General features: G+C 71.9%; 14 protein-coding genes and 1 pseudogene. 13 read left to right on the forward strand and 2 right to left on the reverse strand.

Features of this window, described 5'->3' with window-relative positions; translation table 11 throughout:
* Positions 1–565 precede the first annotated feature (565 nt).
* Positions 566–1,057 carry a hypothetical protein gene (locus AB0M27_RS23695; protein ID WP_365723866.1) on the reverse strand — a complete coding sequence of 164 codons (492 nt, stop codon included), beginning with the start codon at positions 1,055–1,057 and terminating at the stop codon, positions 566–568.
* Here AB0M27_RS23695 and AB0M27_RS23700 point away from each other — a divergent pair.
* Positions 1,047–1,100, forward strand: a pseudogene (locus AB0M27_RS23700) (hypothetical protein); the annotation flags it as partial. The gene AB0M27_RS23695 and the pseudogene AB0M27_RS23700 overlap by 11 nt on opposite strands.
* A gap of 121 nt (positions 1,101–1,221) precedes the next feature.
* A complete protein-coding gene (locus AB0M27_RS23705; RefSeq protein ID WP_365723867.1) occupies positions 1,222–1,827 on the forward strand; it encodes a TetR/AcrR family transcriptional regulator in 606 nt (201 codons plus the stop codon).
* Between the two features lie 91 nt (positions 1,828–1,918).
* Here AB0M27_RS23705 and AB0M27_RS23710 read toward each other — a convergent pair whose 3' ends face one another.
* Positions 1,919–3,226 carry an MFS transporter gene (locus tag AB0M27_RS23710; protein WP_365723868.1) on the reverse strand — a complete coding sequence of 436 codons (1,308 nt, stop codon included), beginning with the start codon at positions 3,224–3,226 and terminating at the stop codon, positions 1,919–1,921.
* Positions 3,227–3,536: 310 nt separating this feature from the next.
* Here AB0M27_RS23710 and AB0M27_RS23715 point away from each other — a divergent pair, with 310 nt between their 5' ends.
* From AB0M27_RS23715 to obgE, 11 genes are all read left to right on the forward strand, one after another.
* Complete coding sequence (locus AB0M27_RS23715) at positions 3,537–4,460, forward strand: TauD/TfdA family dioxygenase (RefSeq protein ID WP_365723869.1); 924 nt, start codon at positions 3,537–3,539, stop codon at positions 4,458–4,460.
* Between the two features lie 165 nt (positions 4,461–4,625).
* Entirely contained in the window at positions 4,626–6,332 is a 1,707-nt protein-coding gene (locus AB0M27_RS23720) for an aldehyde dehydrogenase family protein (RefSeq protein WP_365723870.1), read from the forward strand.
* A 346-nt stretch (positions 6,333–6,678) separates the two neighbouring features.
* Positions 6,679–7,233: a DoxX family protein gene (locus AB0M27_RS23725; RefSeq protein ID WP_365723871.1), complete on the forward strand. Its 555-nt coding sequence runs from the start codon at positions 6,679–6,681 to the stop codon at positions 7,231–7,233.
* Positions 7,234–7,532: 299 nt separating this feature from the next.
* Positions 7,533–10,169 carry an amino acid permease gene (locus AB0M27_RS23730; protein WP_365723872.1) on the forward strand — a complete coding sequence of 879 codons (2,637 nt, stop codon included), beginning with the start codon at positions 7,533–7,535 and terminating at the stop codon, positions 10,167–10,169.
* Positions 10,170–10,257: 88 nt separating this feature from the next.
* Positions 10,258–10,857, forward strand: coding sequence for a hypothetical protein (locus AB0M27_RS23735; RefSeq protein WP_365723873.1), 600 nt, complete (start codon positions 10,258–10,260; stop codon positions 10,855–10,857).
* Positions 10,858–10,911: 54 nt separating this feature from the next.
* Positions 10,912–12,024, forward strand: coding sequence for a hypothetical protein (locus AB0M27_RS23740; RefSeq protein ID WP_365723874.1), 1,113 nt, complete (start codon positions 10,912–10,914; stop codon positions 12,022–12,024).
* Positions 12,025–12,070: 46 nt separating this feature from the next.
* Positions 12,071–12,847: a TIGR03936 family radical SAM-associated protein gene (locus AB0M27_RS23745; protein WP_365723875.1), complete on the forward strand. Its 777-nt coding sequence runs from the start codon at positions 12,071–12,073 to the stop codon at positions 12,845–12,847.
* Positions 12,848–13,109: 262 nt separating this feature from the next.
* Positions 13,110–17,852 carry an Rne/Rng family ribonuclease gene (locus tag AB0M27_RS23750; protein WP_365723876.1) on the forward strand — a complete coding sequence of 1,581 codons (4,743 nt, stop codon included), beginning with the start codon at positions 13,110–13,112 and terminating at the stop codon, positions 17,850–17,852.
* 232 nt (positions 17,853–18,084) lie between these two features.
* Positions 18,085–18,405: a 50S ribosomal protein L21 gene (gene rplU, locus AB0M27_RS23755; RefSeq protein WP_009188585.1), complete on the forward strand. Its 321-nt coding sequence runs from the start codon at positions 18,085–18,087 to the stop codon at positions 18,403–18,405.
* A gap of 14 nt (positions 18,406–18,419) precedes the next feature.
* On the forward strand, positions 18,420–18,674 hold the full coding sequence (gene rpmA / locus AB0M27_RS23760) for a 50S ribosomal protein L27 (RefSeq protein ID WP_055703572.1): 255 nt from the start codon (positions 18,420–18,422) through the stop codon (positions 18,672–18,674).
* 127 nt (positions 18,675–18,801) lie between these two features.
* A complete protein-coding gene (obgE, locus tag AB0M27_RS23765; protein WP_365723877.1) occupies positions 18,802–20,250 on the forward strand; it encodes a GTPase ObgE in 1,449 nt (482 codons plus the stop codon).
* Positions 20,251–20,254 lie beyond the last annotated feature (4 nt).

Raw genomic sequence — 20,254 nt, forward strand, 5'->3', positions numbered from 1 at the left:
AGGGATTCTGACGCCTGCCGCTATGTCTCAACCGCCTGACCAGCAGGTTTGCCATGCATCACCTGCCAGAAGGCCGATTTGCTGCGGAACTCCGGTGAAGGGGTCTCGATGGGGTCATTCTGCCCTTGGTCCTCGCCGTCACCCTCGCCGCCGGCCCCGATGATCCGGCCTTCTTCGTCGCCTTCCCGTCTCAGATGCCGGGGTCGAGTTCTTGTTCGGCCCACATGGTTTTGCCGCCGCTCGTCAGACACCTGGCTCCGTGGCGCCGACAGAGCTGCGCGACGATGTAGAGGCCGCGGCCGCCTTCGTCGCTGGTGCACGCGTGGCGCAGCCGGGGGAGAGAACGCCGGTCCGGCGGCCGCTTCGGCAGGTCACGCGCACTGACGTGGGTGGTGAGGCACTCGCACCGGGCGAGTGAGGCGTCGGCGGCCGTCCGGCCAGTTCACCCGCGTTGTCCCGCGCTACCAGGGCGCCATCCGGAACGTCCTCCGTCGGTAGGGTTCGGAAGCGCACATGGCAGCCTGGCTCTGGGCTGTGCGGGACACACGGGGACGACGGGTATGGGTTACACGATTCCAGGCTCGCTTGACCAGGTCCTGGACTGCATCGGCATCCACTTCCGAACGTGGACGAGGACGACTACCGCCACATGGCGGACGCCATGCGGAAGTTCGCCGACTTCGAGGGACACGGCGCGGACGCGCACAAGGCGGAACAGATCCTCGCCTCCTCCAAGGGCTGGGCCGTCCACTGGGTGCAGACCCACTGGAACCAGGTCGACGCCGGCCACCTGGACAAGATCCCGGAGCTGGCCCGCCTGTTCGCCGGCGCCTGTGACGTGGTCGCGGACATCGTCTTCGGGATGACGACCAAGGCCGAGGCCGAACTCGCCGTCATGGCGGGCTCGGTGGGCCTCTCGCTCGGGCGCGGCCTTCATCCCGGGAGGCCTGTCCGCGGTCCTGGGCGCGGCCGAGATCACTGCCAGTTGGTGAAACGCGTCATCGACGAGGCGGATCCCGCAGCAGGAGATCGACTCCCGTTTCTTTGTGATCGTCACCGACCTCGTCGGCTCGCCGCGCGAACTCGTCGACGAACAGGGCGACATCGCCTGGCGCACCCGTACCACCCTCTGGGGTACCACCGGTCGGTGCTTGACGCCGTCCAGACGTCCGCCGTCGGTACACGACTGGGGCGCTTGCCGCGCCCCCGTATTCTCGGAGCATGGTCGGGGCACAGACACAGAGGGCCGAGCGGGGGCCGGGGCGGCCGCGGCAGGAGCGGGTCACGGACGACACGCTCGAGGCGGTGATCGAGATCGTGACCGAGCAAGGCGTGAAGGCGGTGACGATGGATGCCGTCGCCGCGCGCGCCGGGGTGAGCAAGCCCGCCATCTACCGGCGCTGGCCGTCCAAGCAGGCCTTGATCATTGCGGCGGCCGAATCCCGTATCGGCCCCCTGGCGGTCCCGGACCTGGGTGATGTCCGGGCCGAGCTGCGCGAAGTGCTGACAGCGCGCTTGGCGGCGTACCGGCTGCCGGGTACGGCGCGGCTGCTGACGGAACTCATGGCCGCCGCCGCCGAGGCGGGCGGGCCCCGCGGAGAGTACGTGGACTACACGGACCGGTTGATGGCCGAGACACGCCGCATCCTCCAGCGGGGCATCGCCCGTGGGGAGGTGCGGCCCGATGTCGACATCCGGTCGGCCGCCACGCTGGTGGCGGCGCCGCTGGTGTACCGCCTGCTGGCGGAGCGTGAACTGCCCAACGCGCACTTCGTGGAGGACCTGGTGGATCTGGTCGTCCGGGCCGTCGGTCACCCGGGTACCTGAGGACCGCGGGCCCGTGGGGTGCGGGCTGTGTGCGAGGCGTTGCGCTCGTTGCCGTCGGGCACCGGTGCGGTTCGGACGTTGATGATGATCGTCATGGGGCCAGACGCCGAGCGTCGCGGGCAGGGTGGATCAGTGTCACAGCGGCGGTGCCCCCCAGCGCGAGCAGTGCGGCCGCGAGAAGCACCGCGTGCTGGTAGCCGGTCCTGCCCTGGGTGTCGACCAGGTGTCCCGTCAGCGCCGGGGCGATCAGGCCGCCCGTGGTGACCACGGCGTTCATCAGGCCGAGGGCGCCGCCGCGTCGGCGGGCCGGCACGATTTCGGCGACCGTGGTCACCGCGACCGTCGACATCGCCCCGCACAGGCCGAAGCCGACGAGCAGGAGCAGCACGGTGACCGGCCCGCGCCCGGCCTGCGACAAGGCACCGCAGCTGACTGCGGAGACGAGCAGCGTGATGCCGCCGGCGCGGCCACGGGCCCACCGGCTGCTCACGCCACGTCGTAGCAGCCATCCGGTCACCCCAGCCTGCCCCAGCAGCGCCAGGCCGTTGACTGCCCAGATCCCGGCGACCAGGCCGGCGGCGGCGGTGGCGGAGTAGCCGAGGCCGTCGTGCAGGTAGGAGGGCACCCACACCAGTGACAGGGCGATCATCCAGTAGGTGCCGAAGTAGCCGATCGTGGCACCGATCCAGGTCCTGGTGGTCAGGATGCGGCGGTACGAGGGGGCGTGCGAGCCGTCTTCGTCGGCGCTGCCGGAGTCGGCGCCGGGGACGTCGGCCCGCGAGGTCCGGTCCTTGCCGAACAGGGCCCAGGCGGCCGCCCACACCATGCCGGCGACGGCGACCACGGCGAAGGCGGAACGCCAGCCGTGGTGCTGGATCATCCAGGTCAGCCCCGGTGCGGCAAGCACCACACCGAGGGTGATGCCGATGGTGATCAGGGCGCCGGGGAGATTGCGACGGTGGTCCGGGAACCATGCCAAGGCGGTGTGCTGGGCCACCGGAAAGGCGGGCCCCTCCGCGGCACCCAGCACGATCCGCGACGCGACCAGCGCGATCAGTCCTCCGCCCAGGGCCATCGGCGTCTGGGCGATCGACCAGACCAGTGCCATGCCCAGCAACAGCCACCGTGGCCGCACACGATCCGCGAGCAGCCCGCCCATGGCGCCGCACAGCGAGAAGAGCAGGAAGAACGCGCTGTTGGTCAGGCCGAAGCCGGTTGCCGACAGGCCCAGGTCATTACGTATCGGGTCGGCCGCCAGTCCGAGGACGGACTTGTCGGCGAAGTTGACCATCATGAAGACCACCAGCAACCCGGTGACGGTCCAGGCCTGCCGTCGGTGGCTGCGGCTCGTCGTGGTGGGGTCGGTCAGCGTGGCGGGGGTGAGATCGGTGTGGGGCACGGGGACTCCGCGAAGGTAGCTGCACTCGGGCAGGCGTGGTCGGCGGGCAACACGGGGGAGGGGACGCCGACGGTTCGGGGCGCGTCGGCGCACACCGATCGCTGTGGCGAGAAAATCGTTACGTGAAGTATCGATACGGTTCGACGTGACGACAAGGGCCTGCTCGCTGTGAATGCTGAGAGGGCGCAGAATTCCTCGTCGGGCACCGCTCATGGCGCGGCCAAATGATCACGCGGAAGCCCTTGCCCTGACCCCGCTGAATATCGATACTGCCCGTAACGATTTCTCGGATGCGACCGTGGAGGACCGCATGGAGACCAACGGAGCCGTCAAGAACCCCCTCCTGGAAAAGCCGCTGATCCACTTCGGCCGGCGCGTGCTGGAGCGGACAGCGCCCGATACGGCGCCGGCCGAGTACCGGCTGCTGCAGATCGCGCCGATGACTCCGCACATCGGTGCGGAGATCGGTGGGGTGGACCTGTCCCGGCCGATCGACGAGGAACTCGCGGAGGAGCTGCGGCAGGCGCTGCTCGAATGGAAGGTGATCTTCTTCCGTGACCAGCACGACTTCGGCGTCGACGCCCACCTGGCCCTGGCCGCGGTGTGGGGGGAGCCGGAGCCGAATCCGTTCTTCCCCAAGGGCGACACCGCCGGCGTCTCACGGCTGGCGAAGGACGAGACAGCCATCGGCCAGGAGAACATCTGGCACAGCGACCACTCGTTCATGGCCACGCCCGCAATGGGCTCGGTGCTCCGCTCGGTCGAGGTCCCGTCGGCCGGCGGTGACACCATGTGGGCCGACATGGGCGCCGCCTACGACAACCTCGGCGACGAGATGAAACAGCGCATCGAGGGCCTCACCGCCGTACACGACTGGGAGCCCAGCTGGGGCACGTTCATGACCCCGCAGCAGATCGAGGCGCTGCGCGTGTTCCTGCCTCCCGTGGAGCACCCGGTTGTCGTGCGGCACCCGCGCACCGGGCGCAAGACCCTGTACGTCAACGAGCCGTTCACCACCCGCATCGTCGGACTGCCCGAGGACGAGAGCCGGGAACTGCTGCACGAGCTCGGCCTGCAGGCGCGCGTTCCCGAGCTCCAGGTGCGGTTCCGCTGGCAGCCCGACTCGATCGCGATCTGGGACAACATCGCCGTCCAGCACTACGCCATCAACGACTACTACCCCCAGCGTCGAGTGATGGAGCGCATCGCGATCGCCGGTGTCCCGCTGTCCTGAGGTCCCCGCCCCTCACCCGGATCCGCCTGTGTCCGGTGGCCGTGCCGCCCGCGTCCGGCGGCCGGCCACCATCACCCTGATCGCACCGAACCGCGACGACGTTCGGCGCCGCACCGCCTGACCCGCCCTTTCCCGCTCTGCTTGTCCGCCCCGTCAAGGAGAAACGTGAACAGCCCCACCCTCGACACGACCGTCCTCGACCGCGCTCTGAGGGAGCTGCGTCACAACGCCTCGTCCTGGGCGACAGCGCCGCTCGCCGAAGGCATCGGGTTGCTGGAGCGGCTCATGCCGAGGATCCGCGACGGCGCGGCCGACCTGGCCGCGGCGGGCGCACGCGCCAAGGGATACGGCCCTGACTCTCCGTGGGCCGCGGAGGACTGGGCCGGCGGTCCATGGTCGCTGGCCCAGCACGTCACCGCACGGCTGCACGTGCTGCGACGCCTGGCCGCCGGCCGCGAACCTCTGCACGCGGATGCGGTGCACGAGCGAGGCGGCCGCACCTGGGTGGACGTCTTTCCCGCCACCGGCTGGGACAACCTGCTGCTGGGCGGCTACTCGGCCCAGGTCCGGATGCAGGCCGGGATCACGGCCGAGCAGGTGCGACACCGCGCGGCCGCACCATACCGGGGTGGTGCGCAGCGCCCTGGTGTGGCGTTGGTCCTGGGCGCCGGCAACGTCGCCTCGCTCACCGCGACCGACATCCTGCACAAGCTCTACGCGGAGGGCCAGGTCGTCATCGCCAAGATGAACCCGGTCAACGCCTATCTGCGCCCGCACTTCGAGCGGATCTTCACCGAGTACGTCCAGCGCGGCTGGGTGCGGTTCGTGGACGGCGGCACCGCCGAAGGCGCCTACCTCACCGCCCACGACGGCGTGGACTCCATCCACGTGACCGGCAGCGACCGCACCCACGACGCCATCGTCTGGGGCACCGACGAGCACGCCGAGCGGCGTCGCCGCGAGGACACCCCGCTGATCGGCAAACCGTTCACGAGCGAACTCGGCGGGGTCAGCCCGTGCATCGTGGCGCCGGGGCCGTGGAGCAGGGCGGACTTCCGCTACCAGGCCGAGCACATCGTCACGAGCAAGATGAACAACTCGGGCCACAACTGCATCGCCAGCCAGGTGCTGGTGCTGCCCCGCTCCTGGCAGGGAACCGAACCGCTGCTGGAGGAGATCAGGCGCGTGCTGCGCGCCCTGCCGGCCCGCACGGACTACTACCCCGGGGCCCATCAGCGGCTTCAGGCCGTACTGGCGGCTCACCCGCGGGCCGAATGCCACGGTGACGACTCCCGGATCCTGGTCGCGGACATCGCCGACCGCGACGACATGTTGCTCACCGACGAGGTCTTCGCCAGCGCGCTGGGTGTCGTCCGCCTGCCCGGCGAGACCCCCGCGCATTTCCTCCGCCATGCCGTCGACTTCGCCAACACCGTCCTGCCGGGCACGCTGGGAGCGACCCTGATCGTGCACCCCAGGACCGAGCGGACCCAGCCCGGTGCGATGGAAGCGGCCCTGGGCGAACTGCGTTACGGCACCATCGGCGTCAACACCTGGTCCGGCGTCGGCTTCCTGCTGGGATACACCCCGTGGGGTGCCCATCCCGGCCACACCCGGCAGGCGATCGGCAGTGGCATCGGCTTCGTCAACAACGCCTTCATGCTCGCGGACATCGAGAAGACCGTGCTGCGCGCCCCCTTCGCCCCCGCTCCCCGCGGCCTGTCCACCGGCTGCCCCTCGCTGTCTCCCAAGCCGCCGTACTTCGTCACCAACCGCACCGGTCGCACCACCATCGAACGCGTCACGCGTTTCACCACCGCGCCGCGCTACGCCCGACTGCCTGCCGTCTTCGCCTCCGCCCTGCGAGGGTGACCGAGACTCGATGCTCTGCCCGAACGTGAATTCCAGGAGTCGCGGACCGCGACCAGTGGCGCGCGGAGGTCGCCGAGTGCCCGGTGCGCGTGGAGAACTGGCGCGGTCGACGCACTGCGCCGTACTCGACGGCAGGAGCGGGGCGGCCGAGCGTCGGTCGCCGGCCGAACGCCCGTGTCCGCTGCCGGTCATCCGATGTGCGAAATGATTGCTGTTGCGGAAGCATCGTCAGGGGCGGCATGCACCCTGCCGCGGAGTGCGGGTTCGTCACCGCCGACCGGTGAGCCGATGCCTGATCAGGCCGGTGTGCAACGCCCGATTCGGCCGTCCGTACCGGAGCACTCAGATGACGAAGGGCAACTCGGGTCGGCCGTCGGCCATCACCCGATCCGCGACACGTCGGGACCCCGCGCAGGGGCTGACCGCCGGCGACTGGGGACTCCTCCTGATCAGGCTGACCTTTGGGCTGTTCATGGCCGGACACGGCTCTCAGAAGCTCTTCGGCCTGTTCGGGGGGCAAGGGCTGACGGCCACCGGCAAGGGATTCGCCGGTCTGGGCTACCACCCGGGGAAGGTCTTCGCGGTGATCGGCGGCCTCTCCGAGTTCCTCGGCGGCCTCGGCCTGGCCGTCGGACTGTTCACGCCGCTCGCAGCCGCGGCGCTTATCGGCACGATGATCAACGCCATGGCGACCGTCACCGGGGCACACGGACTGTGGGAGGTCGACGGCGGCGTCGAGTACAGCGTTGCCATTTCCGTCGTCGCCCTGGCCGTCGCCGCGATCGGCCCAGGCCGGCTGGCCGCCGACCGGTTCTTCCCCTGGGGCGCCGGCGGCTGGCCCGAAGCCGCCTTCGCTCTGGGGCTCGGAGGTGTCGCCGCTGCGATCACGCTGAGCCTGTGAGGGCGCGCGCCGCTCTGCCGTGGCCTGGGCATTCGCGACGTGGGCGGGCGAGACCGGACCGACTCGGCGGGCCCTGCGTCGGCGGCTGTTGCGGAAGCCGATGAGTACGGCCCCCACCAACAGATCCGAGAAACCAGAGGCGTCCAAGCTCCCCAGACCATGAGACGTCTCGCGGGCGGCGTGCCGTCCTGCTGCGTCAGGAGGCCAGGTGAAGGAAGAGAGCCGCTGTGGGGGGCCGGCGGCGTTGCCGGCGCGCCCGCGCTGTTGCGGAGGGGAGCGGCGCGGCGTTGGAATCAAGTGTGAGGCACTTTGACGGCGCCCTGCTCGACGGCCGCCCCGCTCCCGGGACGGGGGCCGGCCGGAAAGGGCTCAAGAACGACGCGTTGGGCACGTTCTCCTCGGTGGCCATGGGCCTTGCCTCCACCGGCCCGGCGTACAGCCTGGCCGCCACGCTGGGCGTCATCGTGGTCGGGGTCGGACTGCAGGCCCCGATCGTCACGATGCTGGCGTTCATACCGATGCTGCTGGTGGCGTGTGCCTTCCGGGAGCTCAACGCGACCAACGCCGACTGCGGGACCACCTTCACCTGGGCCACCCGCGCCTTCGGACCGCGCACCGGATGGATGGGCGGCTGGGGCCTCATCGTCGCCAACATCATCGTCATGGCGAACCTCGCCGCGATCGCCGCCGCCTACGGCTTCCGCCTGGTGGGCCTGGACGGACTGGCGGACAGCCGGCTGTTGACCACCCTGGCGGGCATCGTCTGGATCGCCGTGCTGACCGCTGTCTGCTACATCGGCATCGAGGTCTCGGCGGCCGTCCAGCGCTGGCTGCTGTGCCTGGAAGTGGTGATGCTGATCCTTTTCGCCGTCGCCGCGCTGGTCAGGGTCTACACCGACCCTCCCGCGACCGCGATCCACGTCTCGGCCTCCTGGTTCAACCCCTTCGAGGTGCCCTCGATAAGGGCCCTGACGGCGGGCGTCCTCGCGGGGGTCTTCATCTACTGGGGCTGGGACACCTCGTTCGCGGTCAACGAGGAAACCGTCGACAGCGCGCGTATCCCCGGGCGCGCCGCGGTCATGTCCACCGTGCTGCTGCTGATCATGTACGGGCTCGTGTCCACCTCGGCGCAGGCGTTCGCGGGAGTCGGCACCTCGGGCATCGGGCTCGGCAACACACACAACTCGGACGACGTGCTGTCCGGGCTGGGGGCGGCCGTGTTCGGGAGTCACGGCACGGGGCTGCTGCTGTCGAGACTGCTGATCCTCATGGTGCTGACCTCTGCGCTGGCCTCCGCGGAGACCACCATCCTGCCCCTGGCCCGGATCGTTTTCTCCATGGCGGTCCACAAGGCGCTTCCCTCCCGGCTCGCCCGGGTCCACCGAAGATTTCTCACTCCGACCTGGGGGACCCTCGGCATGGGAGCGGCCTCCCTCGTCCTGTTCGTCCTGCTGGCGTCGGTCAGCCGGAACGTCCTGGCCGACTCGATCGACTCGGTCGGTCTCGCGATCGCGTTCCAGTACGGTGTGACCGGCTTCGCCTGCCTCTGGCACTACCGCAAGGTCCTGACCCGCAGCGCCAGAGACCTGGTCTTCAAGGGCGTACTGCCGGGGCTCGGCGGGCTGATGATGATCTCGCTGTTCCTCTATGCCGCCTTCGTGGTCTACGCCGACCCCAGGTACGGCACGACCGCCGTCGACCTGCCGCTCATCGGCAGGACGGGCGGGGTCACCGTCCTCGGCCTGGGCGCCCTGCTGATCGGTCTCCTGCTGATGCCGATGGCCACCCGTGGGCACAGCGTGGCCCTCAAACTGCAGCGGAGCATGCTTCCGCGCCGCCTGCCACGGCACGCCGCCGTCGACTCGGCGAGCCGCTATCTGCCCGCGGACAGCGGGTCGGGGGTGGGCGGCGACTGGTACGACGTCATTCCCCTGTCGGGAACCCGGGTCGGCCTGGTCGTCGGGGACGTGCTCGGCCATGGCCTGCGCGCCGCGGCCACCATGGGACGCCTGCGTACGGGTGTGCGCGTTCTGGCCCGGCTGGACCTGAGCCCGGACGAGGTCCTGTCCCGCCTGGCCGACCTGTTCGAGGAGACCGCGCACGAGGGCGCGGCCGGTCCGGGCCCGGGGCACTTGAGGCCGCACGCCGACCCGGTCCTCGGTGTGAGCTGCCTGTACGCGGTGTACGAGCCCTTCTCCGGGAAGTGCAGCATCGCGCGGGCCGGAGAGCAGGTGCTGGCGGTCGTCCAGCCGCCGACCGGCGTCGTCGACTACCCGGAGCTGCCGGTAGGGCCGCCGCTCGGAACCGCCGGCCCGCCCTACCAGAGCACGGAACTGGACCTCGTGCCGGGCAGCCTCGTCGCCCTCTTCACGGAAGGCCTCCTCCAGTCGGCCGACGACCGTGACGCCGGGCTCGCACAGCTCTCCCGCCTCCTGGCCGACCGTGAGGCGTCCTTGGAGGCGCTGTGCGACAGGGCGGTGACCACCCTGCTGCCCGGGGTGGTGGACGTGGACGCGACGCTCCTCATGGTCCGCACTCGCCTGTTCGACCGTAACCAGTACGCCGAGTGGGCGGTGGTCCCGGACCCGGCGGCCGTGGCCACCGTCCGCACCGCCGTCAGCAAGCAGCTCGGCGACTGGGGGCTGGACGACCTGGCGTTCACCACCGAGCTGATCGTCAGCGAACTGGTCACCAACGCCATCCGCTATGTCGGCGGTCCGATCCAGGTACGCCTGATCCGCGACCGGGCCCTGATCTGCGAGGTCTCCGACACCGGCCACACCTCGCCCAATCTGCGGCACGCCGCGAGCGACGACGAGGGAGGCCGCGGCCTGTTCATCATCGCCCAGATGACCCACCACTGGGGCACGCGCTACACCCGCACCGGCAAGACGATCTGGACCGAGCAGGACCTGCAGCCGGACAGCGGTCCCTGACCGGCTCGGACCGGGTGCCCTTCGGCACGGGCGGCGGCACGATGAGGACGAGGGGGCGGGTGGTGGCAGGCTGACGGGAGGGACTCCCATGGCTCAGCAGACGGCAACGAAGGCGCCGGTCAAGAGGCCCGTCGGTACCGGGAGCGTGTTCCTGTCGTTCGCGCCCTGGATCATCTTCGGGGTGGTCGCCAGTCCCAGTACCTGGGAGTACGCGGCCCTCGCCGCGCTGATCGCCTCGATCGTGCTGTCGGGACAGGACCTCGTGCGCGGAAAACTCCGGCTCCTCGACGTGACCGGCATCGTGTTCTTCGCCGTCCTGTCGGTCCTCGGGCTGGCCGTGGACCGCGGGCAGCTCCTCTGGGTGGAGACGTACGCGCAGGTAGTCTCCAACGGTCTGGTGGCCGTCGTCGCGCTCGGATCGCTGCTCGCCGACCCCTTCACCGCGCAGTACGCCCGGGAGTCGTCTCCCCGCGAGGTGTGGGACTCGCCGGTCTTCCGGCACATCAACCGCGTGCTGACGACCGTGTGGGGCACGGCCTTCGCCCTGATGACGGTCTCGACCTGGCTGGCCGTCCGCTTCCCGTCCCAGGACGACTGGTTCAACTGGGTCGTCCCCATCGCCCTGCTGGTGGGGGCGGTGAAGTTCACCCAGCGCTATCCGGAGTCGTACAAGGCGCGGGTGCTCTAGCGGGATGCGCCGGATCGCCGGATCCGAACGGACGGCGCTGGCGTCTACCCCGGTATGGAACTCAGCAAGCCGCCTCCCCGGCCCGGGCAGCCGGAAGGCTGTCTCACCGTCGCGATCCGCGTGCCTCTGCGGATCGTCGTCCTGGTGCTGGTGGTGCCGGTGCGCATGGCGTGGGACGCCCTCGTCGTCACCGGAAGGTTTCTGCGGGACACCGTGCTCAGGCCGCTCGGCCGGGCGCTGCAGTGGGTCGCAAGAGCACTGTTCGTGTGGCCGTTCGTGGGCCTGTGGCGCTATGTCCTGGTCCCCGTCGGCACGGCGCTGGCGTGGCTCGGCACCGTCCTCGTCGTCGTACCGGGCATGTGGTTGTACCGGTACGTCCTCACCCCCGTCGGGCACGCCGTCGCCTGGCTGGCGCGCGGGGTGGGAGCCGGGCTCGCCTGGGCCTACGCGCGCGTGCTCCGCCCGATCGGTCATGCCGTCACCTGGTTGCTGACCGGCATCGGCGCGGTCCTCGCCGCCGTGGGCATCGGCGGGTACACGGCCGTCGCCTGGCTGGTCCGCCGTCTGCTCGTCGTCCCCGCGCGATGGCTGTACGACCGGGTCCTCACGCCCGTCGGACGTGCCGTCGCCCGGTGTGTACGAGGCCTGGGGTGGCTCCTCGGCGTGATCGGCACCGGCATCGGAGTCGCCCTGTACTGGACCCTGCGCGTCCTCTTCGTCCTGCCCGCCCTCGCACTGCGGCGCTGGGTCCTCGCGCCGGTCGGCCGGTTCCTCGCCGTCCTGGCGCGCGAGGTCGGCGACGCCCTCGGGCACGCCTGGCGGATCGCCGGACGGATCTCGCGGGCCGTGGGTCGCGCGCTCGGGACCCTCTTCCGGTGGATCTTCGTGGAGCCCCTGCGCTGGGTGTACCGGACCGTCCTCACCCCGGTCGGCCACGTCGTCCGGGACGCCGTCCTGGGGCCCGTCGCCGAGGGCGCGCGCGTGGTGGGCCGGGCCGTCCGGGAGGCCCTGGCCGGCGCCCGCGACACGGTACGGCAGGCCCGCGCCGACTTCCGGCGGATGCTGTTCGGCGAGCCCCGGCGGCCGGCCCCGGTGGACCGACGGGAACCTCAGGGGCCCGCGACACGTACTCTTGATAGCAGTACGACCGCACTCACGAAGGACTAGGACACTGGGCAAGCGACAGCCCGAAGGCCCGCCGCCCGCACCCGCGGTGCAGCGCATCCGACTGCGCTACACCAAGCGCGGCCGCCTGAGGTTCACCAGCCACCGAGACTTCCAGCGCGCCTTCGAGCGTGCGCTGCGCCGCGCCGAGGTGCCCATGGCGTACTCGGCCGGGTTCACGCCGCACCCGAAGGTGTCGTACGCCAATGCCGCACCCACCGGCACGGGCAGTGAGGCGGAGTACCTGGAGATCGCGCTCACCGCAGCGCGCGACCCGGAGACCCTGCGCGTCCTCCTCGACGAGTCGATGCCCGCCGGGCTCGACGTCGTCGAGGCGGTCGAGGCGCGGACCTCGGGCCTCGCCGACCGGCTGACGGCCTCCGTCTGGGAGCTGCGGCTGGACGGCGTCGACCCGGTCGACGCCGGGCGCGCGGTCGACGCGTTCAACCGGGCCGAGACCGTCGAGGTCCAGCGGATGACCAAGAACGGCGTCCGCACCTTCGACGCCCGCCCGGCCGTGGTGAGCCTGGAAACGCACGGTTCACCGGCTGATAGGCCGACCGACCAGCCCTGTGCGATACTGCGGCTGGTTGTTCGGCACGTGACGCCTGCCGTACGACCCGACGACGTCCTGTCCGGTCTCCGCGCCGTGGCCGACCTGGCGCCGCCGGTCCCCGCAGCGGTGACCAGGCTGGCGCAGGGGCTGTTCGATGAAGAGACCGGCACGGTGACCGACCCGCTCGCGCCCGACCGCGAGGCAGCCGAGGCCCTGACGGCCGTACCGGCCGCCGCCGCGACGGCGCCGACGCCGGAAGGTCCCGCGTAGGGACGGACGTCGTAGCGCCGCCCTCGTACTCGGGAGCCACCTGGGTCGGGCAGCGCACCGACCAGAAGACTTTCGCCAGGCCGTACCGACAAGGCGTACGGAACCGGCGAGACAGGACACAGAGTGCTCCCGTGCGGCGCCCGCGCCCCGGACGGCGGCCATCGCGGATCGCGCGGGCCGTGGACGTCAACGACGGACGGTCTTTTCGGACCGCCGCCGGACCAGGCGCGGCGCCCGGGGGCCTGACGGGAGAAACGCCCGCATGCTCGAGCCGACCGAACCCAACGAGGGTTCCGAACTGAACACTCCTAGCGACACCCTGCCGCCGCGCAGGCGTCGCCGTGCCGCCTCCCGCCCGGCGGGCCCGCCCGCCGCGGCCGAGGCTCCCGCCGAGGTGACCGTGCCGGCCATACCGGCCGCGGAACCCGACGATGTCACCGAGGTATTTGAGACCGCTGAGGCTTCTGCGGCCTTTGAGGCTGAGGGCACCGAAGAGGCCGTAGCGGCGATCGAGGCCGAAGAGGCCGGTGCGCAGAGCGCCGAGGCGCAGGCCGAAGCGGCCGAGGCCGTTCCGGCACCCGCTGCAGAGGAGCCCGCGCCCGCGGGTCGTCCGCGCCGCCGTGCCACGCGTCGTGCGTCCGCGCCGGCCGGGGCGCCGGCGTCCACCGAGGCCGTCGAGACCGTCGTTCCGGCCGTGTCCGCCGCCGAGACCGAGAAGCCCGCCGCCGTCGCCGAGGGCGGCGAGGTCCTCTCCGGCGAGGAGGCCGCGCCCCGCCGCGTCCGCCGCCGTGCCACGCGCAGTGTCACCGCGCCGGCCGCCGTCGCTCCGGGTGCCGATGAGACCGCTGTGACGGAGGAGGCCCTGGAGGCCGCCGCCCCTGCCCCCGCCGCTGCGGAGGAGGCCGCTCCCGCCGCTCGTCCGCGCCGCCGTGCCGCGCGCCGCGCGTCCGCGCCCGCCGGGTCCCCCTCCGCCGCCGTGGCCGCCGTGGCCGCCGAGACCGTGGTCCCGGCCGGTGCCGCGTCCGCCGCCGGCGAGGCCGAGAAGGCTCAGGAGGAGGCGGCGGTCGTCGAGGCGCCCGCTGCCGACGAGGCCGCTGCTGCCGGTCGTCCGCGGCGCCGGGTCGGCCGCCGTGCCTCCGCGCCCGTCGGGTCCCCGGCCGCCGCCGGGGCCACCGAGGCCGCCGAGGCCGTCGTACCGGCCACCGCTGCGTCGGGTACGGCCGTTGCCGCCGAGGCCGAGAAGGCCCCGGAGCAGCCCGCCGTCGAGGCGCCCGCCGCTGAGGAGGAGGCCGCTCCCGCGCGTCCGCGCCGCCGTGCGACCCGCCGCGTGTCCGCACCCGCCGGCGCGCCGACAGTGGCCGAGTCCGCCGCCGAGCCCGTTGCCGCCGAGGCCCCGGCCGCCGCTGCCGAAGCCCCCGAGGCCGAGGTGAGCGGTGCCGCCGCCGAAGAGGCCGCTGCTGCCGGTCGTCCGCGGCGCCGGGTCGCCCGCCGTGCCTCGGCGCCCGCCGGTGCGCCGAAGGCCGCCGAGGAGGCGCCCGCCGCCGAAGCCGTCCCCGCCCCGGCCGTCCTGGAGGCGGAGGAGACCGCGGAAGCCGTCCAGGCGCCGGTCGCCGAGGAGGCGGCCCCGCGTCGTACCCGTCGCCGGTCCACCCGCCAGGTGTCCGCGCCCGCCACTGACATCGCCGAGTCCGCCGAGGCCGAGGCCGGCGAGACCGGCACCGGCGCCCAGATCCCGGAGGCCCCCGTCACCACGCACACCACCGAGCCCGCCCCCGCCGCCGAGGCGCCGCAGACTCCCGCGCCGCAGGCCCCGGCTCCCGCCGAGGAGGCCGGTCCGCGTCGTACCCGGCGTCGGGCCGTGCGCCCCGTGTTCGGGTTCTCCGAGCCGCAGTCCACGCGGCCCGCGCCGGACGCCGAGACGGAGGCCCCCGAGGCCGAGGCCGAGGCCTCGCGCCGGCCCGCCCGCCCGGCCGTCGCCGTCTTCCAGCCGCCGGTGTTCACCGAGCCGAGGTTCCAGACCCTGGAGCGCGCCGCCGCCGCGGCCGCGGCCGAGGCCGCCGAGCCGGAGGAGCGCGAGGAGCCCGAGGAGCACGCGGAGGAGCGCGCCGAGACCGGCACGCGCCGTCGCCGTCGCCGCCGGGGTGCCGCCGCTGAGGAGACCCGGGTCGCCGAGGAGGAGCCGGAGGAGTCCGCCGAGGCCGTCGCCGAGGCCGAGGAGGCCGAGGAGGGCGAGGAGGCCGAGGAGGGCGCCGAGGGCTTCGAGGAGGCCGGTTCGCGTCGCCGTCGCCGTCGTGGCGGCCGACGTCGCCGTCGCGGTGAAGCCGCCGAGGGAGAGGCCGGTGAGGGCGCCGAGGGCGAGGCCGAGGAACTGGCCGCCGAGCAGGCCGCGCAGGACGCCGAGGACGCCGCCGAGCAGGAGGAAGAGGACGCCGAGGAGGCCCACGAGGAGGCCGGTGGCTCCAGCAGCAGCCGTCGTCGCCGTCGTCGCCGTCGCCGCGCCGGTGACACCACCGTCGACACCGAGCCCGGCGAGGGCGACCCGGAGCGCACGGTCGTCAAGCTCCGCGAGCCGCGAAAGCCCGCCGAGCCGTCCGACGAGGTGCAGTCCATCAAGGGCTCGACCCGTCTGGAGGCCAAGAAGCAGCGTCGCCGGGAAGGCCGTGAGCAGGGGCGTCGCCGCGTCCCGATCATCACCGAGGCCGAGTTCCTGGCCCGCCGCGAGGCCGTCGAGCGCGTGATGGTCGTGCGCCAGTACGGCGAGCGCACGCAGATCGGCGTCCTGGAGGACGGCGTGCTCGTCGAGCACTACGTCAACAAGGAGCAGTCGACCTCGTACGTCGGCAACGTCTACCTGGGCAAGGTCCAGAACGTGCTGCCGTCGATGGAGGCCGCCTTCATCGACATCGGCAAGGGCCGCAACGCCGTCCTGTACGCCGGTGAGGTCAACTTCGAGGCGCTGGGCATGGCCAACGGCCCGCGCCGTATCGAGTCCGCCCTCAAGTCCGGGCAGTCGGTCCTCGTGCAGGTCACCAAGGACCCGATCGGGCACAAGGGCGCCCGTCTGACCAGCCAGGTCTCCCTCCCGGGCCGCTACCTCGTGTACGTCCCCGAGGGCTCGATGACCGGCATCAGCCGCAAGCTGCCCGACACCGAGCGGGCCCGGCTGAAGACCATCCTCAAGAAGATCGTCCCCGAGGACGCGGGCGTCATCGTGCGCACCGCCGCCGAGGGCGCGAGCGAGGAGGAGCTGCGCCGGGACGTCGAGCGGCTGCAGGCGCAGTGGGAGGAGATCCAGAAGAAGTCGAAGAACGGCAACGCGCCGACGCTGCTGTACGGCGAGCCGGACATGACCGTCCGGGTCGTGCGCGACATCTTCAACGAGGACTTCTCCAAGGTCATCGTCAGCGGTGACGACGCCTGGGAGACGGTCCACGGCTACGTCTCCCACGTGGCCCCGGATCTAGCCGGCCGGCTGTCGAAGTGGACGTCCGAGGTCGACGTCTTCGCCACCTACCGGATCGACGAGCAGCTCGCCAAGGCGCTGGACCGCAAGGTCTGGCTGCCCAGCGGCGGTTCGCTGGTGATCGACAAGACCGAGGCCATGGTCGTGATCGATGTCAACACCGGCAAGTTCACCGGCCAGGGCGGCAACCTGGAGGAGACGGTCACCAGGAACAACCTGGAGGCGGCCGAGGAGATCGTGCGCCAGCTGCGGCTGCGCGACCTGGGCGGCATCGTCGTCATCGACTTCATCGACATGGTCCTGGAGTCCAACCGCGACCTGGTGCTGCGCCGTCTGCTGGAGTGCCTGGGCCGCGACCGTACGAAGCACCAGGTGGCCGAGGTGACTTCGCTGGGCCTGGTGCAGATGACCCGCAAGCGGGTCGGCCAGGGCCTGCTGGAGTCCTTCTCCGAGACCTGCGTCCACTGCAACGGCCGCGGTGTCATCGTCCACATGGAGCAGCCGGTGTCCGCCGGCGGCGGTGGCGGCAAGCGCAAGAAGCGCGGCCGGGGCGGCGAGGTGCCCGAGCACGTGCACGAGACCGCCGCCGTGGCCGTGGAGACCGGCGAGGCAGTCGAGCCCGAGGTGGAGACCGCCGTCGAGGTGGCCGCCGAGGCCGCCGAGCCGGTCGCCCTGCCGGCCCCCGAGTTCGCGCCGGACGAGGAGCTGTACAGCTCCGTCGCCGAGGCGGAGGCGGCGGCCACCCGTGGCCGTACGCGCCGTCGGGCGAGCCGCCGGGCCTCGGCTCCGGCGGGCGCGCCGAAGGCTGAAGCCCGCCGTGCGGAGGCCCGGAAGACCGCGGCCGCCGTGGCCACCGAGGCGCCGACCGCGCAGGACGTCACCGCCGAAGAGGCGGCGGCGCGCCCGGTGCGGCAGGAGCCGGCCGCCGAGGCCCTGGCCGAGCCCGTGGCCGTCGAGGACCAGGTGGTCCCGGCGCCGCAGGCCGAGGCCGCCGAGGAGGCCGCGCCGAAGGGCCGTACGCGCCGTCGTGCGACCCGGAAGGTGTCGGCGCCGGCCGGTCCCCCGGCGGGAGCCGGGGCGGCCGTGGTGACCGTCACCGAGCCGGTGGCCGAGCCTGCCGCCGAGGCGCCTGCCGAAGAGGCCCCGGCCCCGGTCGCCGCCGAGCAGGCGCCCGAGCCCGCCGGACCGGCCCGCCCGCGCCGTCGTGCCGTGCGCAAGGTCGGCGCTCCGGCCGCGTCCGAGGAGGCGGCCGTCGTGGTCCTCCCGTCGGCCGTGGCGGAGGAGGTCCCGGCCGGCGAGGTCACGGCCGAGGAGGTGGCCGAGGCGACGGCTCCGGCCAAGAAGGCGGCCCGCAAGACCGCCAAGAAGGCCACGGCGAAGAAGGCCGCCGCCAAGAAGACCGCGGCGAAGAAGACCGCGGCCAAGAAGACGGTCGCCAAGAAGACCACGGCCAAGAAGGCGGCCAAGACGGCCGCCGCCAAGTCGACGGCGAAGAAGACCACCACGGTCGCCGCTGCCGGAGACGCCACCGACGAGGGCTGACGCCCGGGGTGTGGGGCCGGTCCGGGTGACCGGCCCCACACCCACCGGGGCCCGGTTTGACCCTCCAGGTCATGGCCCCGTAACCTTGACCGTCGGCGTGTCCACTGAGCACGCCACATCCCCGTAAACCTCATCCTCCCGGGCGCAAGGTTGGCCGGGAGAGGTCGTCCGTGATGTTTCTGGGCGGCTGGCCTGCGGGGGTGCCGTTTCTTCGAGCGAAAGAGAGATCCGCGTGTACGCCATCGTGCGCAGCGGTGGTCGCCAGCACAAGGTTGCTGTCGGCGACATCGTTGAGGTTGACAAGATTTCCACCGCCAAGGTTGGCGACACGGTCGAGCTCTCGACCCTGCTCGTTGTCGACGGCGACGCTGTGACCAGCGACCCGTGGGTGCTGGCCGGCATCAAGGTCCAGGCCGAGGTCGTGGACCACCACAAGGGCCAGAAGATCGACATTCTGCGCTACAAGAACAAGACCGGCTACCGCCGTCGGCAGGGCCACCGCCAGCAGTACACGGCGATCAAGGTCACGTCGATCCCCACGGCTGCGAAGTAAGGGACTGAGGAGAAATGGCACACAAGAAGGGCGCATCGTCCACCCGGAACGGTCGCGACTCCAACGCCCAGCGGCTCGGCGTGAAGCGCTTCGGCGGTCAGGTCGTCAACGCGGGTGAGATCCTGGTCCGCCAGCGCGGCACCCACTTCCACCCCGGCGCCGGTGTCGGCCGTGGCGGCGACGACACGCTGTTCGCCCTGCAGGCCGGTGCGGTGGAGTTCGGTACCCACCGCGGCCGCAAGGTCGTGAACGTCGTTCCGGTCGCCTGAGTCTTCTGACTTACGGCTCAGACCGAACGTTTCGCGAGGCGGACCTCACTTCCCGGACGGGAAGGCGGGTCCGCCTTTCGCGTGTTGAGAGCTAGACATACCGATCGTTTTCTGGAGGCACTTAACCATGACCACCTTCGTGGACCGCGTCGAACTGCATGTCGCCGCGGGTAACGGAGGTCACGGCTGTGCCTCCGTACACCGCGAGAAGTTCAAGCCGCTCGGCGGCCCGGACGGCGGCAACGGCGGCCGTGGCGGTGACGTCATCCTGACCGTCGACCAGTCGGTGACGACACTTCTCGACTACCACCACTCCCCGCACCGCAAGGCCACCAACGGCAAGCCCGGCGAGGGCGGCAACCGCTCCGGCAAGGACGGCCAGGACCTCGTCCTGCCGGTGCCGGACGGCACGGTCGTACTGGACAAGGCGGGCAATGTGCTCGCCGACCTCGTCGGCCACGGGACCTCGTACATCGCCGCGCAGGGCGGCCGGGGCGGCCTCGGCAACGCGGCGCTGGCCTCCGCCCGCCGCAAGGCGCCCGGCTTCGCGCTGCTCGGCGAGCCCGGGGACCTGCACGACATCGTCCTGGAGCTGAAGACCGTCGCCGACATTGCACTGGTCGGCTACCCGAGCGCCGGGAAGTCCTCGCTGATCTCGGTGCTCAGCGCGGCCAAGCCGAAGATCGCCGACTATCCGTTCACCACGCTCGTGCCGAACCTCGGTGTCGTGACGGCCGGTTCGACCGTCTACACCATCGCCGACGTGCCGGGTCTGATCCCGGGCGCCAGCCAGGGCAAGGGCCTGGGCCTGGAGTTCCTGCGGCATGTGGAGCGGTGCAGCGTGCTGGTGCACGTACTGGACACCGCGACCCTGGAGTCCGAGCGCGACCCGGTCTCCGACCTCGACGTCATCGAGGCCGAGCTGCGGGAGTACGGCGGCCTGGACAACCGGCCCCGGATCATCGTCCTGAACAAGGTCGACGTGCCCGACGGCAAGGACCTCGCCGAGATGGTCCGCCCCGACCTGGAGGCCCGCGGCTACCGCGTCTTCGAGGCGTCGGCCGTCGCCCACATCGGGCTGCGCGAGCTGTCGTTCGCGCTCGGCGAGCTGGTCGCCAAGGCACGCGCAGCGAAGCCGAAGGAGGAGGCGACCCGGATCGTCATCCGGCCGAAGGCCGTCGACGACGCCGGTTTCACCGTCACCCGCGAGGAGGTCGGCGGCGAGTCGCTGTTCCGGGTGCGCGGCGAGAAGCCCGAGCGCTGGGTCCGCCAGACCGATTTCAACAACGACGAGGCCGTCGGCTATCTCGCCGACCGGCTCAACCGCCTCGGCGTCGAAGAGCAGCTGATGAGGGCGGGCGCGCGGTCCGGCGACGGTGTCGCCATCGGTCCCGAGGAGAACGCGGTCGTCTTCGACTGGGAGCCGACGGTCATGGCCGGCGCGGAGATGCTGGGCCGCCGCGGCGAGGACCACCGTTTGGACGAGCAGCGGCCCGCGGCGCAGCGCCGCCGGGACAAGCAGGCGGAGCGGGACGAGGCGCTGCGCGAGTACGACGAGTTCGACCCGTTCGAGTAGGGCG

The organism is Streptomyces sp. NPDC052107 (assembly GCF_040680215.1).
Classification (GTDB): Bacteria; Actinomycetota; Actinomycetes; order Streptomycetales; family Streptomycetaceae; genus Streptomyces.